This window comes from Yimella lutea (assembly GCF_006715095.1).
Classification (GTDB): domain Bacteria; phylum Actinomycetota; class Actinomycetes; order Actinomycetales; family Dermatophilaceae; genus Yimella; species Yimella lutea.
Map to the genome: position 1 here is coordinate 2,507,365 of NZ_VFMO01000001.1, position 13,853 is coordinate 2,521,217.

14 protein-coding genes are annotated in these 13,853 nt (G+C 66.9%); 2 read left to right on the top strand and 12 right to left on the bottom strand.

Annotation, left to right across the window (positions count from 1 at the left end; all coding sequences use genetic code 11):
- Positions 1-139 precede the first annotated feature (139 nt).
- From lgt to FB459_RS12145, 10 genes are all read right to left on the bottom strand, one after another.
- Entirely contained in the window at positions 140-1,042 is a 903-nt protein-coding gene (lgt, locus tag FB459_RS12100) for a prolipoprotein diacylglyceryl transferase (protein WP_141928693.1), read from the bottom strand.
- Positions 1,043-1,843: a tryptophan synthase subunit alpha gene (trpA, locus tag FB459_RS12105; RefSeq protein ID WP_141928694.1), complete on the bottom strand. Its 801-nt coding sequence runs from the start codon at positions 1,841-1,843 to the stop codon at positions 1,043-1,045. It abuts the gene before it with no gap.
- Positions 1,840-3,090 (bottom strand): tryptophan synthase subunit beta, encoded by a 1,251-nt coding sequence (gene trpB, locus FB459_RS12110; RefSeq protein ID WP_211345259.1) that lies wholly within the window; start codon positions 3,088-3,090, stop codon positions 1,840-1,842. The genes trpA and trpB overlap by 4 nt, the downstream gene beginning before the upstream one ends.
- Positions 3,091-3,120: 30 nt before the next feature.
- Positions 3,121-3,930: an indole-3-glycerol phosphate synthase TrpC gene (gene trpC / locus FB459_RS12115; protein ID WP_141928695.1), complete on the bottom strand. Its 810-nt coding sequence runs from the start codon at positions 3,928-3,930 to the stop codon at positions 3,121-3,123.
- 22 nt (positions 3,931-3,952) lie between these two features.
- Complete coding sequence (locus tag FB459_RS12120; protein WP_129625047.1) at positions 3,953-4,231, bottom strand: HGxxPAAW family protein; 279 nt, start codon at positions 4,229-4,231, stop codon at positions 3,953-3,955.
- A gap of 71 nt (positions 4,232-4,302) precedes the next feature.
- Complete coding sequence (locus FB459_RS12125) at positions 4,303-4,860, bottom strand: Trp biosynthesis-associated membrane protein (RefSeq protein WP_170221902.1); 558 nt, start codon at positions 4,858-4,860, stop codon at positions 4,303-4,305.
- Positions 4,857-6,404, bottom strand: a complete 1,548-nt coding sequence (locus tag FB459_RS12130; RefSeq protein ID WP_141929525.1) for an anthranilate synthase component I — start codon at positions 6,402-6,404, stop codon at positions 4,857-4,859. Before FB459_RS12130 ends, FB459_RS12125 begins: the two co-directional genes overlap by 4 nt.
- 5 nt (positions 6,405-6,409) lie before the next feature.
- On the bottom strand, positions 6,410-6,766 hold the full coding sequence (hisI, locus tag FB459_RS12135) for a phosphoribosyl-AMP cyclohydrolase (protein ID WP_141928697.1): 357 nt from the start codon (positions 6,764-6,766) through the stop codon (positions 6,410-6,412).
- Positions 6,767-6,893: 127 nt separating this feature from the next.
- Positions 6,894-8,714, bottom strand: coding sequence for an ABC transporter ATP-binding protein (locus tag FB459_RS12140; RefSeq protein ID WP_141928698.1), 1,821 nt, complete (start codon positions 8,712-8,714; stop codon positions 6,894-6,896).
- Positions 8,711-10,690 (bottom strand): ABC transporter ATP-binding protein, encoded by a 1,980-nt coding sequence (locus FB459_RS12145; protein ID WP_141928699.1) that lies wholly within the window; start codon positions 10,688-10,690, stop codon positions 8,711-8,713. The genes FB459_RS12140 and FB459_RS12145 overlap by 4 nt, the downstream gene beginning before the upstream one ends.
- A gap of 19 nt (positions 10,691-10,709) precedes the next feature.
- Between FB459_RS12145 and FB459_RS12150 the strand changes: the two genes are divergently transcribed.
- Positions 10,710-11,351 carry a TIGR03085 family metal-binding protein gene (locus tag FB459_RS12150; RefSeq protein WP_141928700.1) on the top strand — a complete coding sequence of 214 codons (642 nt, stop codon included), beginning with the start codon at positions 10,710-10,712 and terminating at the stop codon, positions 11,349-11,351.
- A gap of 20 nt (positions 11,352-11,371) precedes the next feature.
- Here the strand turns inward: FB459_RS12150 and FB459_RS12155 are convergent, their stop codons facing one another.
- Both FB459_RS12155 and FB459_RS12160 read right to left on the bottom strand, forming a co-directional pair.
- Complete coding sequence (locus FB459_RS12155; RefSeq protein ID WP_141928701.1) at positions 11,372-11,845, bottom strand: GNAT family N-acetyltransferase; 474 nt, start codon at positions 11,843-11,845, stop codon at positions 11,372-11,374.
- Between the two features lie 4 nt (positions 11,846-11,849).
- The gene (locus tag FB459_RS12160) at positions 11,850-12,452 is read right to left on the bottom strand and encodes a hypothetical protein (RefSeq protein WP_141928702.1); all 603 of its coding nucleotides are present in this window, start codon (positions 12,450-12,452) and stop codon (positions 11,850-11,852) included.
- A gap of 353 nt (positions 12,453-12,805) precedes the next feature.
- Between FB459_RS12160 and FB459_RS12165 the strand changes: the two genes are divergently transcribed.
- Positions 12,806-13,684, top strand: coding sequence for a hypothetical protein (locus FB459_RS12165; protein ID WP_141928703.1), 879 nt, complete (start codon positions 12,806-12,808; stop codon positions 13,682-13,684).
- Positions 13,685-13,853: the final 169 nt, after the last annotated feature.

Below are 13,853 nucleotides of genomic sequence, written 5' to 3' on the forward strand. Positions count from 1 at the left end.
CCGGACATCCCGCCGGAGCGGAGTGTCGCCGTGTGAAACACGCATGGCAGGACGACGTTGGCCGGACATGCGTGCGACACACTACCGGCGGCCGGTGGCGTTCCGAACAATGGGACGGAAATGTCCCACAATGCGAAACTCAACGAGCGGAGGGCTCGGGATCCTCGTCGGTGCGCTCGGTGTACGGGGCGGCTTCGTCGACGGGCTCGTCGTCGGCGGCGATGACCGGGTTGTTCCGGAACTTCCACCACAGGAACGCGCCGAGAGCGAAGACGAACATGCTGGTCCACACGTTGACCCGCAAGCCGAGGATGTGGTTGGCCTTGTCGGTGCGCATGAGTTCGAAGACGATGCGACCGACCGGGTAGAGCATCACGTACAGCGCGAAGCTGCGGCCGCGGGCCAATCCGCGCTTCCGGTCGACGAAGACGATGATCGCCGCGACAACCAAGCACCACAGCGACTCGTACAGGAACGTGGGGTGGAAGTAGCCGAGCACGACGGGATCGCCCGCGGCGTCCTTCACCGCGTGCCCCGCCGACTCGTCCCACTGGTAGATCTTCAACGCCCACGGGACGTCGGTCTTCTCTCCGTACAACTCGTTGTTGAACCAGTTGCCCCAGCGGCCCATTGCCTGAGCGAGGATCACGCCCGGAGCAGCGGCGTCGGCGTAGTCCCAGAAATTCACGTTGTACTTGCGGCAGCCGATCCACGCACCGAGGGCACCGAGGGCGATCGCGCCCCAGATGCCGAGGCCGCCCTGCCAGATCTTGAACGCATCGAGCGGTTTGCCGCCCTCTCCGAAGTAGGCCTGCGGTGAGGTGATGACGTGGTAGATGCGTCCGCCGACGATGCCGAACGGGACGGCCCACCAGGCGACGTTGAGTGCGTGATCGGACTCGTAGCCGCGGTCACGCAGTCGCCGGCCGCAGATCCAGATCGCGGCGGCGATGCCGGCCAAAATGCACAGCGCGTACCCACGCAGCGGGATGGGGCCGAGCCACAGCACTCCAGTGGTCGGGCTCGGCAGGTAGGTATGCACTCAGCGTCCCCGTCGGACGCCGTCGGCGAGCTCGCCGGCGAGGGTTCGGATCGCGTCCAGACGCGAGTCGCGAGTGTCGTTGTCCAGCAGTGTGCGCACCAGAGCGGTGCCGACGATCACCCCGTCGGCGAACCTGGCCACCTGTTCGGCCTGCTGCGGGGTGCTGACGCCGATGCCGACGCAGACCGGCAGGTCGGTGTGCTCGCGGGTGCGTTCGACGACGGCGGCGGCCTCGGAACCGAGGCTCTCGCGAGCTCCGGTGACGCCCATGACGGACGTCGCATAGACGAAGCCGCTGCAGTAGGAGGTGGTGTAGGCGAGGCGGTCCGGGGTGGAACTCGGAGCGACGAGGAAGACCCGGTTCAGGTCGTGTTTCGCGCTCGCATCAAGCCACTCCTGTGCCTCGTCAGGCACGAGGTCGGGGGTGATGAGGCCGGATCCGCCGGCGGCCTTCAGGTCGCGTGCGAACTCCTCCACGCCGTAACGCAGCACGAGGTTCCAATAGATCATCACGACGCAGGCGGCGCCGGCAGCGCTGACCGCTTCGACCGCGCTGAAGACGTCCTTGACCTGCACACCGTTCTCCAGCGCCCGATTCGCGGCGTCCTGGATCACCGGACCGTCCATCAACGGGTCGGTGTACGGCATGCCGATCTCGACGACGTCGACGCCCGCTTCGACCATGGCGACCATCGCCTCGATCGACTCCTGCACCGACGGGCAGCCGACCGGCAGGTAGCCGACCAGCACGGCACGGTCGTCGGCGCGGGCCTTGCCGAGCACCTCGTCCAGACGGGTCACAGCTGCTCGCCCTCCTCGATCGTGTGGCCGTCGGAGTCCAGCAACCCGAACCACTGGCCCGCAGTGTGGACGTCCTTGTCGCCGCGTCCGGACAGGCTGACCAGCAGCAGCGCGTCCGGCCCGAGTTCCTTGCCGATACGGATCGCGCCGGCGAGGGCATGGGCCGACTCGATCGCCGGCAGGATGCCCTCGGTCCGGGCGAGCAGTTTGAAGGCGTCCATCGCCTCGACATCGGTCACCGGGTAGTAATCGGCGCGGCCCGAGTCGCGCAGATACGCGTGCTCCGGGCCCACACTGGGGTAGTCCAATCCTGCTGATACGGAATTGGATTCGAGCGTCTGACCCTGGTCGTCCTGCAGCAGGTAGGTATACGCACCGTGCAGGACGCCGGGGGTGGCCTGACCAGTGAAGCGGGCCGCGTGCCGTCCTGATTCGACGCCCTCTCCCCCAGCTTCGAGGCCGATCAGCCGAACCCCCTCGTCCGGCACGAACCGGTGGAAGATACCCATCGCGTTCGAACCGCCGCCGACACACGCCAGGACGGCGTCCGGCAGTCGGCCGTACTCCTGCAGGACCTGCTCGCGGGCTTCCTCGCCGATGATCTTGTGGAAGTCGCGCACCATCTCCGGGAACGGGTAGGGCCCGGTGACGGTGCCCAGGACGTAGTGGGTGTGGTCGACGGTGGCGACCCAGTCGCGGAAGGCCTCGTTGACGGCGTCCTTGAGCGTGCGTGACCCGTGCTTGACGGCGACAACCCTCGCGCCGAGCAGGCGCATCCGCGCAACGTTGAGCGCTTGGCGCTCGGTGTCGACCTCGCCCATGTAGACGACGCATTCGAGTCCGAGAAGCGCAGCCGCCGTGGCCGTCGCGACGCCGTGCTGACCGGCGCCGGTCTCGGCGATGACCCGGCGCTTGCCCATCCGCTTGGCGAGCAGCGCTTGTCCGAGGACGTTGTTGATCTTGTGCGATCCGGTGTGGTTGAGATCCTCGCGCTTGAGCACGACACGGGCGCCGCCGCAATGATCGGCGAACCGTGGCGCCTCGGTGATGATGCTCGGCCGACCGGTGTATGTCTTGTGCAACCTGGCGAGTTCGGCGGTGAACTCAGGGTCGTGGGCCGCCTTGTGACGGTGCTCGTCGAGTTCCTCGAGCGCCGCGATGAGAGCCTCGGGCACATATCGACCGCCGTAGTCGCCGAAGCGTCCGATGCCGGGCCGACCAGAGTTCTGCTCGACCGGAGTGGTCAACGGATCGTCGGTCTTGTTCCTGTTCACAGCTCAGGCAACTCCCTGCCGGGCGCGCGCGCCCGCTTCGATCATGGTGCGTACGGCCTGGCTGGGCTCGCCGCCGGTCACGAGCGCCTCGCCGACCAGTGCCGCGTCGGCGCCCTGCGACACGTAGTAGGCGATGTCCTCCGGGCCGCGGATGCCGGACTCGGCTACCTTCACGCAGTCGTCCGGGATGAGATGCGCGAGCTTGCCGAACATCTCGCGGTGCACCTCGAGGGTCTTGAGGTTGCGGGCATTGACGCCGATGACGCGAGCGCCGAGTTCGACGGCGCGTTCGGTCTCGTGCTCGTCGTGCACCTCGACCAGAGCAGTCATGCCGAGGTCGGCGGACTGCTGGAACAGGTCATGCAGTTGGCGGTCGTCGAGGGCGGCGACGATCAGCAGGATGATGTCGGCGCCGTGCGCGCGTGCCTCGAACATCTGGTACTCGCTGACCATGAAGTCCTTGCGCAACAACGGGATTCGCACGCGCTCCCGGACCGCGTCGAGATCGTCGAGCGAGCCGCCGAAGCGCCGTTGTTCGGTGAGCACCGAGATCGCGGTGGCGCCACCGGCCTCGTAGGAACCGGCCAGTTCGGCGGGATCGGGGATCGTCGCGAGTTCACCCTTGCTGGGGCTCTTGCGCTTGACCTCGCTGATGATCTTGACCGGTCCGGGCGCCGCGAGCATCGCGGCCGCGTCGAGCGCGGCCGGTGCGGCTGCCGCCTGCTCGATGATCTGGACGGGGCCGATGGCTCGCATCCGGGTCTTCAGATCCTCACGGACCCCGGAGATGATGTCGTCGAGAACAGTTGCCACGCTGAGGGACTACTTGCGCGGATCAGTGTGCCGACTGGGCGTCACGGGCGCCGCGCGACTCGTGGTCCGGCGTCGCAGCCTGCAGCTTCGGGGCTTCGTGCGGCTTGGAACCGAAGCCAGCAGCGGTGAGGCCGGCACCGGCGATGACACCGACGACGACCAGGGCAGCGCCGACCCATGCGATGAGCGACTGGTTGATCATGATGCCGACACCGATCAACACGGCGGCCAGCAGCAAGATGCCGACCGCGGTCCAGGACGCCACGCTCTTGCCGTGGTTGTCGAGGTGCTTCTCAGCCATGGGTACAACTCCTTGATTCGGGCGCTTGGGCACGTTCCGTGGTTCGCCGGTTCTGAGCTTGGGTCATTCTGTCAGTCATCGTCGGCCGTTGCTGCAGTCGGGTCTTTGCCCGCCGACAACTGGTCCCAGTCGGACTCCTTGGGCGCGGTGGGGGCGTCGTACTTCTCCCCCAGGCCGCTCCAGCGGCGACCGCCGGCCAGCGCCAGCACGCCGAGTACGGCCAGCAGTACGCCGGCCGCGAGCGCCGGCCATGACCACGCCGTCGCTGCGGCGTCGGTGACCCGTGCGTCGGCGTGACCCCCGGAGGTGCTCACCCAGGTGCGCACGACGCCGCTCGGGTCGAGCAGGGAGCGCAGCGCTCCGTACGCCGCCATGACGCCGGCCAGCATCAAGGCAACAGAAGCGATGATGCGGCCGACCCGCTTCGAACTCAGCAGTGCGATGACCGCGGCCAGTGCGACCAGCGCGCCTGCGAACGCCGGTGGCGAGGCCTTGTTGCCCTTGACCGATGCCTGGGTCGTGCCGGTGATGGTGTCGATGACCGTGCCCGTGACCCACGCCCTGGACGTCAGTGCGAGCAGGGCAACGGCGACGACGAACGCCGTGGTCAACACCTGGCGTTTGCTCACGATGCGCCGCCGGCCGGAGGCTTCATGCTGGACGCGGTCGCGACGGCGCGCAGCGCGGCGGCCGCCTTGTTGACGGTCTCCTGATACTCGGTCTCGGCGACGGAGTCGGCAACGATCCCGGCCCCCGCCTGCACGTGGGCGCGTCCTTGGTGCAGCACCGCGGTACGGATCGCGATCGCCATGTCGAGGTCTCCGGCGAAGTCGAGATAGCCCACGACCCCCCCGTAGACGCCGCGCCGCAGCCCCTCGAGTTCGTCGATGATCGCCATGGCACGCGGCTTGGGTGCACCGGACAGGGTGCCCGCGGGGAAGGTCGCCACCAGCGCGTCGTACGCGGTGAGGCCGTCCTTCAACCGACCGACGACGGTCGACTCGAGATGCATGATGTGGGAGTACCGGCGCACGTTCATGAACTCCACCGTGTCGACGGTGCCGGCCCGACAGACGCGTTGCAGGTCGTTGCGGGACAGGTCGACCAGCATCAGGTGCTCGGCGCGCTCCTTGGGGTCGGTGAGCAGTTCCTCGCGCAGCAGACCGTCGTGCTCCGGCGTCTTGCCGCGCGGCCGGGAACCGGCGATCGGGTGGGTGATCACCTCACCGTCGGTCACCTTCACCAGCGCCTCCGGACTCGACCCGACGATGTCGTACGCGCCGCCGCCCGGCAATGGGATACGCAGCAGATACATGTACGGGCTGGGATTGCTGGCCCGCAGGGCCCGGTAGACATCCAACGCGTCTGCTTCGCACGGCACCGAGAACCGTTGGGAGACAACGATCTGGAAGGCCTCGCCGGCTCGGATCGCCTCCTTGCAGGCGTCCACCATGTCGTGGAACTCCTGCTGACTGTGACTGCTGTCCGGACGCAGTTCGGCGGGTTCGGGCACCGAGACGGTGCTGGGCGCGGGTGCCATCAACGCGTCGGTCATGACGTCCAGGCGGCGGACGGCGTCGGTGTACGCCTGCTCCACCCGATCCGGCGTGTTGTCGTGATTGATCGCGTTCGCCACGAGCAGCAGAGAGTTGTCCGCGTGGTCGAAGACGGCGAGATCAGTGGTGAGCATCATCGAGATCTCGGGCAGCCCCAGCTTGTCGATGCCGTTGTCGAGCAACCGTTCCCAGCGGCGGACCGCGTCATAGGTGATCGCACCGACCATGCCTCCGGTCAACGGCGGCAGTCCCGGGATGACCGGAGTGCTCAGCGCCAGCATCGTCTCGCGCAGCGCCTTCGTCGGGTCGCCACCGGTGGGCAGACCGACCGGCGGCTCACCGATCCAGACCGCCTCACCGTCCTGTTCGGTGAGGGTGGCGTGACTGGCAGCCCCGATGATGGAGTAGCGCGACCACACCCCGCCGTGCTCGGCGGACTCCAGCAGGAACGTGCCGGGTCGGTCGCTCGCCAGCTTGCGGTAGACGCCCAGCGGGGTTTCTGCGTCGGCGAGCAGTCGACGGACGACGGGAATGACCCGACGGTCCTGCGCAAGGTGCTCGAACAGGTTCGCCGAGGGCCAGGTGAGACCGAACGTGAGATCGGCGCAGATGTCCATCCTGCTCACGGGGTCACGTCCAACGGAGTGAAGAAGCAGGTGCGCTCACCGGTGTGACAGGCCGCGCCGACCTGGTCCACGCGAACCAGGACCGCATCGCCGTCGCAGTCGAGCGACACGGACCTCACATGTTGCACGTGCCCGCTGGTGTCGCCCTTGCGCCAGTACTCGCCACGACTGCGCGACCAGAACGTCACGCACCCTTCACTCAGCGTCCGGCGGAGGGCTTCATCGTCCATCCAGCCGAGCATCAGCACCTCTCCGGTGTCGTGCTGTTGAATCACCGCTGCGACCAGCCCGTGCTCGTCCCGCTTGAGTCCGGCGGCGAGTTCGGTTGGTAGCGGACTGGTGGATTCGGGCATGTCTGCCATTGTCACGCACCCGCTGCACGAGCGCGAACCGGTCTCGGGAGCCCCGGCACGACCGACCAACCCGAAGTTGCTTCCCTCACCAGCGACACCGTCGCCTCGTCCTGATCTCGGCGGAGGGTCAGTGGCCGGACTGCTGAGCCGCCCAACTGGCGTGCAGGCGTCCGTAGACGGAGTCCGGGTCACGCACCAGGTCACGGTGCGGCCCGACGGCCACGATGTGCCCGGCGTCCACGACGACCACCATGTCGGCCGACTCCGCCGTCGACAACCGGTGCGCGATCGCGATCGAGGTTCGTCCGGCCGTGACCTGGTCGAGTGCCCGCTGGATCCGCACCTCGGTGCCGGGGTCGACGGCCGAGGTGGCCTCGTCCAGCAACAGCAGGTCGGGGTCGACGAGGTAGGCCCGCGCTAGGGCGACGAGTTGCCTTTCACCGGCCGACAGTGACTCGCCGCGTTGCCCGACCCGGGTGTCCAGGCCGCGTGGGAGACCGGCGATCCAGTCGGTGAGATTCATGTTGGTGAACGCCTGCTCGACGTCGGCGCGGGTGGCCGTCTGCAGCCCGAAGCGCACATTGTCGAGCAGGGTGGCGTCGAACAGGAAGCCCTCCTGCGGCACCAGCACGACGTGTTCGCGCAGCGAGCGGAAACTGATGTCGCGCAAGTCGATTCCGTCGAGTTTGACGCTGCCGCCCGTCGGATCCATCAGTCGGGTGACGAGCTTGGCGATCGTGGTCTTGCCCGACCCCGTCTCCCCCACGACCGCGACGCGGGCTCCCGCCGGGATGTGCAGGTCGACGTCGTGCAGGACGGGCGCTCCACCGGGGTAGGCGAACTTCACCTTCTCGAAGTCGACGGTCACCGAACCGGACGGCATCTCCCGGCCTTCCGGCGGGTCGACGACTGCGACCGGGGTGTCGATCAGGCCGATGACGCGGCGCCAGCCGGCCACGGCGTTCTGCAGTTCGTTGAGGTTCTCCGTGGCCATCTGCACCGGCTGGGTGAACAAGTTGACGATGAACAGGAACGCGACGAGTTCACCGAGCGTGATGTTGCCGGCTGCTGCCTGTTGTGCGCCGATCACGAGCACGACGACGGTCGTGACACCCGCGACGAACTGGCCGGTCGAGAAGGCACCGACGGCCTTGATCTGGGCGAGGATGCTCGCCTTGCGATGCTTCTCGACGGTGACGTCGATGCGCTCGGCGGTGCGGTCCTGGACGCCGTACGCGCGGATCGTCGCGGCACCGACCACGGACTCGGAGATCGCGGCCAGCATGTCGGCGACGCGTTCGCGGACGACCGTGTAGGCGCGTCCGACGACACCCTGGAAGTAGCGCAACACGATGAACATCGGGATGAAGCAGATCCACACGACGGCGGCGAGCAACGGGCTATATACGAGCATCAGGACGCTGGCGATGAGCAACTGGCCGACGGCCATCAGCAGCATGAGGCCACTGAACTGGACGAACTGGCTGATCTGGTCGACATCGCTGGTCACGCGGGAGACCAGCGCGCCCCGGCGCTCGGCGTTCTGGGTGAGCATGGACAGGTCGTGGATGTGCCGAAAACCCTTGACCCTCAAGGTTGCCAAGCCACTCTCGCTACTACGGAACAGCCGCAGGTTGACTGCGTACGAGGCAAGGCCGGTGACGGCCACACCCAGCACGGTGAGCACCATCAGGGTCTTGACCGTGCCGGTCTGCGGACCACCGGGGGCCAGAATTCCGCGGTCCAAGGTCTGCTGGACGGCGATCGGGACGAGGACGCGTCCGGTGGTGGAGAAAATGGCGAGCGCGATCGTGACCAGCAGACCGCGCCGCAGTTCGGGCGAGAGTTCGAAGCCGCGCTTGAGGGTCTGCCAGGTGGTGAGTTCACCGGCGGTGCCGACCCGCTCCCCCGCAGCCGTGGATCCTGGGGTGCCGACCGCGGTGCTCATGCGTCCTCATCCTGCTTGTTCATCTGCTGGTCGATCGTTTCGTCGTTCTGCGCGTCATCCTGCGCGTCATCCTGCTCGGCGATCTCGGCGGCGCGTTCGGCGTAGGCCGTGACCAGCGTGCGATATCCCTCGCTGCGCTCCATGAGTTGGGCGTGGGTGCCGCGGTCGGTGATGCGGCCACCGTCGACGAACACGACCTCGTCCGCGAGCGCGATGCTGGACATCCGGTAGGCGACCATCACCACCGTCGTGCCGTCACGGTTCTCACGCAGCGCCTGCAGGATCGACTGCTCGACAGCGGGGTCGACCGCGCTGGTCGCATCGTCGAGCAGGAGTGCGCGTGGACGACGGATCACCGCGCGGGCCAGTGCAATTCGCTGCCTCTGCCCGCCTGACAGCGACGCTCCGCGCTCACCGACCCGGGTGGCGGCACCGTCCGGGAGCTCGTCGACGAACCCGGTGGCTTGCGCGATCTGCAGCGCGCGACGCACCTCGTCGTCGGTGAAGTCGTGACCGAGGGTGACGTTGCCGGCGATGGTGTCGTCGAAGACGAACGTCTGCTGGGTCACCAGGGACGCGGCCTTGCTGGTCTCCCCTGCCGCGAGGTCGCGTTCGGGCACGTTGTCGATCAGCACACGTCCGTCGGTCGGGTCCATCAGTCGCACGAGCAGACTCATCAGCGTCGACTTGCCCGATCCGGTCGGTCCGACGATCGCGGTCAACGATCCCGGTGCCAGGTCGAGGTCGACGTCGTCCAGGGCGCGCCAGCGTTCGGCACCGCCGCCCTGGTACTTCTCGCTGAGGTCGACCGAACCGGACAGGTCGTACTCGTAGCCGACCTGATCGGCGCCGAGCGCGGCGGCGTGGTCGGAAATGAGCGTCCGGGTGCCGTAGTCGGTGTGCCCGGTGGCGGCCAGCACGCTGTTGAGGCGTACCCAGCCGGCGACCGAGCGCGGCATCTCGGCCAGCACCCAGCCGAAGGACCGCACCGGGAAGGCGAGCACGGAGAACAGGTAAGCGATCTGGACGACTTCTGCCGCCGTCGTTGCGCCGGCGCTCACCTGGGCGGTGCCGACCGTCAGGACCGCCAGCGTCCCGATCGTCGGAATCGCTTCGACCAGCGGGTCGAAGATGCCCCGGACGCGGCCGACCTCGACGGCGGCATTGCGCAGGCGCTGGGTCTCGACGGAGAACCGGTCGGCTTCCTGTTGCTCGCGTCCCATCACCTTGACCAGCAGGGCGGCCTCGATCGATTCGTGGGCCACCTCGCTGACGTGCGAGCGCATCCGCTGGGCGCGGGTCACCCGCGGCGACATGTAGCGCTGGAAGACCAGGTTGGTGGCGAACAACAACGGGAAGACGATCAGACCGACGAGCGCAAGCCAGACGTCGACCCGGAACATCTCGGCCAGACCGACACCCAGCATGACGAGCACCCCGATAGCCATCGGGAGCGGCTGGAAGATGTTCCAGGTCGCCTCCACGTCGGCGTTCGCGTTCGAGAGCAACTGTCCGGACGGGTGGCGGTGATGCCATGACAGTGGCAGACGCAGGTACTGACGGGTGACCCGTCGGCGGTAGATCGCGTTGAGGTTGAAGTAGGCCATGCCGGCCGCGACACGGCGCAGAATCACACCGATCACGTTGAGCAACACCACTGCTCCGAGTTGCCAGATGATCGTCCAGACCTGTTCACCCGTGAGGCGACCGGCTGCAACCGCAGGCTCGACGACCGTCGCGATGAGGTGACCGATCACGCGAGCGGTGAAGACCGTCATCACGCCGTAGATCGCTGAGCCGATCACCGCGACGAGCAGTGTCTTCGGCTGGTCGCGGAAGCCACGCCCGAGGACGCGGAACCCTTCACCGAGGGTTGATGCGCCGAAGTCGACCTCGGTCGTTCCCTTCTTTCGATCGTTCTTCTTGCCATCCGCCACCTGATCGTTGTCGGGCGTGACGGTCACGGAGGAGGGCATGTAGGACATGATTCACTGCATGACCTCATTTGCCCAAAGCGAGCGTTCAGCGTTGTGCGACACCTTCCTGGAGGTCGGTCCCGACGCGCCGACGCTCAGCGGCTCGTGGCGTACACGTGACCTGGCCGCACACCTGATCCTTCGCGAACGCCGTCCGGACGCTGCCATCGGCATGTTTCTCGCGCCGCTTGCCGGACGCACGGACAAGATCCAGGCGTCGCTGGCGCAGCGGCCGTTCGAGGAGTTGGTCGACACCATCCGCAGCGGCCCGCCGAAGTGGAACCCGATGGCACTGGGCAGCATCGACGAGGCCGCGAACCTGGGCGAGTTCTTCGTGCACCACGAGGACGTGCTGCGTGGGGTCGACCCCGCCGCTCGCCGCCAGCTCGACCCGGCCGAGCAGAAGGCGCTGTTCGGGGTGCTCTCCCGCATGGGCATGCTGACCCTGCGGTCGTGCCGCGTCGGTGTGGTGGCCGATTCACCGGGGTACGGACGTCGGTCGCTGCGCAGTCCGAAGGACGAGCACGGCAACGTCGTGATGACCGGTGAACCCAGCGAGATCGTGTTGTACCTCTTCGGACGTGGTGAGGTCGCCGACGTCGAACTCGACGGTGCCGATCACGATGTCGCGGCCTTCCGCGAGACGAACCTCGGCGTCTGATCACGCGTTTCGCCGTTGGCTCAGAGGACGAGCTTGAAGCCCTCATGACTGCCTTCGTAACCGAGCCGCTCATAGAAGCGGTGGGCATCCAAGCGCGACTTGTCGGTCGTGAGTTGAGCGAGCACCGCCCCACGGCTGCGTCCGTACTCGTGCGCCCAGCCGAACATCGCTGCACCCAGGCCGGTTCCGCGGACTGAGGCCGATACACGGACGGCCTCGATGAGCAATCGTGTGGCGCCTGCCCTGGCCAGTCCCGGGATCAGCGTGAGTTGGAACGTTCCGACGACTGCAGCTTCGTCGTCCGCGACGACCGCGAGGAACTGGTTGGGGTCGGCGTCGATCGCGGCGAAGGCCCTTTCGTAGACCGACTCGTCGCTGCGCTCCCTGGTGGCGCCGAGAGGATCGTCCGCCAGCAACTGCACGATGGGCCGGACGTCATGTGCGGTTGCCCTGCGCACCGAGTACCGATTGCCGTCGACGCTGAGTTCGTTCACTTGTTCATCGTGACAGGCGTTCCACGGACCGGCGCAGCGACGCAGGCCATGAACCGGGGGGCGCCGACCACCGCCGCTGGTTGAGCCTGGACGCTGCGACGAAGGACTGAGTCCAGTGCCGAAACCCTGGTGAGATCCGGTCCTTGGTGACCGACCCACCCGCGAGATCAGTGCCACGGAGGTTGTCGGTGGTCCCGCCTAGAGTCTTCTCATGGGCATCAGCTACGAGTTCTACGAACCGGAGTCTCCGGTGGAATTCGTTCTGTTGGAATCGATCTCGGATCACAAGCAGCGTTTGTTGAAACAACTGGTCGATGCATTGGGGTCGCCGTCGGAGGTCCTGGAGTTCGCGGTTCAGATGTCGCAGGACGCGTTCCACGGACTGCACGCAGACGCCCTGCAGCACCCGGGGGACATCGCCTCTGCCCGACCCGTCGATGCCGATGACCACCGCATGCTCGAGAAAGCAGTGACCGGTTCCACCCAGTTGGCATCGATCTCCCAAGCCGTGCAAGCCATGGCAATGGCGCGGTACGCCGCGATCGATGAAGAGTTGGTCGATTCCGACACCGGTGTCACTGCGAAGGTCGAGCACGCGCTCGGTCATCAGGCGTCGTTCGCGGACACCGACGTGCCGGCTGCCTGTCAGATGGCACCCCGCACTGCGTCGATCAAGATGAGCAACTCCATCGATACGTGCACCAAAACTCCCGGGTTGCTCGCCGCGGCGGTCGAGGGTTCAATCCCGTACTGGAAAGTCAGCCTCGTTGCCTCGGAACTGGTGAACGCCTCACCCGAGACGTCCCGCCGGGTCGAGCAGCACCTGCTCGACACCAAAGGCTTCAACACCTGGGGTTTCCTCAAAGTGAAGACCGCCGCGCGGGCGCTGGTGACCCAGTGGGAAGAGGAAGCCGCGAAGAAGACCCGCCAGAAGGAAGCCAAAGAAGCCACCGGTGCTGGGTGCGCCCCTCCGACATCCCGGGCATGGCCGAACTGTGCGCCATCGGACCGGCCGACCAGATCGCCCGCATCTACGGAGCCGTGGACCAACTCGCTGACCAACGCGCCAAGAACCCATCAAAGGCCGATGACCCGGCCACAGATGCGAAGCCGACGCTCGGACAACTCCGCCTCGGCACGTTGCACGACCTCGTCACACAAGGCGCCGACATCTCCTACCAGGTCGTCATCCAGGTCCCCGTCGTTCGTGAAGAGCAACAGGCTGCAACAGCGGCCAAACGTGCCACCGACGACGCGGAACACGAGCCCGAGGCGTCCCCGGACGACGGATCACCACCACCCGGACAGTCCACCTCATCCCCGCGAGGCCCTGACCATTCCGGAGCGCCCGCCGACACTGATGGCACCGAATCCGGCTCAACAGCACGCGAATCGGACCACTGCTACACCACGGGGTGGGCACGGATCGCAGGGATCGGGTTCATCCCACCTGAAGTCCTCGACGCGTTGATCGAGCAGTTCGGTTGCCGCCTGACCCGAGCACTGGTCGACGCCGACACCGGAGTCACCTGCGAGACCTCGACGACCGCGTACGAGCCCACGCCGCGGATGAGGGAGTTCGTGCAACAACGCGACCAGACCTGCCGGTTCCCCATGTGCACCAGGACCGCCATCAGGTGCGACATCGATCATGTCGTCGAATGGCCGGACGGACCCACCGCCGGGCACAACCTCGCCGCACTCTGCCGACACCATCACGACGCCAAGACCAAGAAGCACTGGGACTACGAGATGAGCGACGACGGAGTCTGTACCTGGACCTCACGCACCGGCCGCACCTACATCACCTACCCAGACTCCGTGCACGACGCTTCATGAATCAGCCCCGTAGGGTCGGGTAGCCGTTCACGGTCACCAGGTTTCGGCACATGCGCCCTCCTCCGTCGAGCGCATGGCTCAACCAGCCGTGAGGCAACGGCTCAGCACAAACCTCGGTAGGGCGCATGGCTCAACCAGCGATTCAAGGACGGTTCAGCCCGGGTAGCTC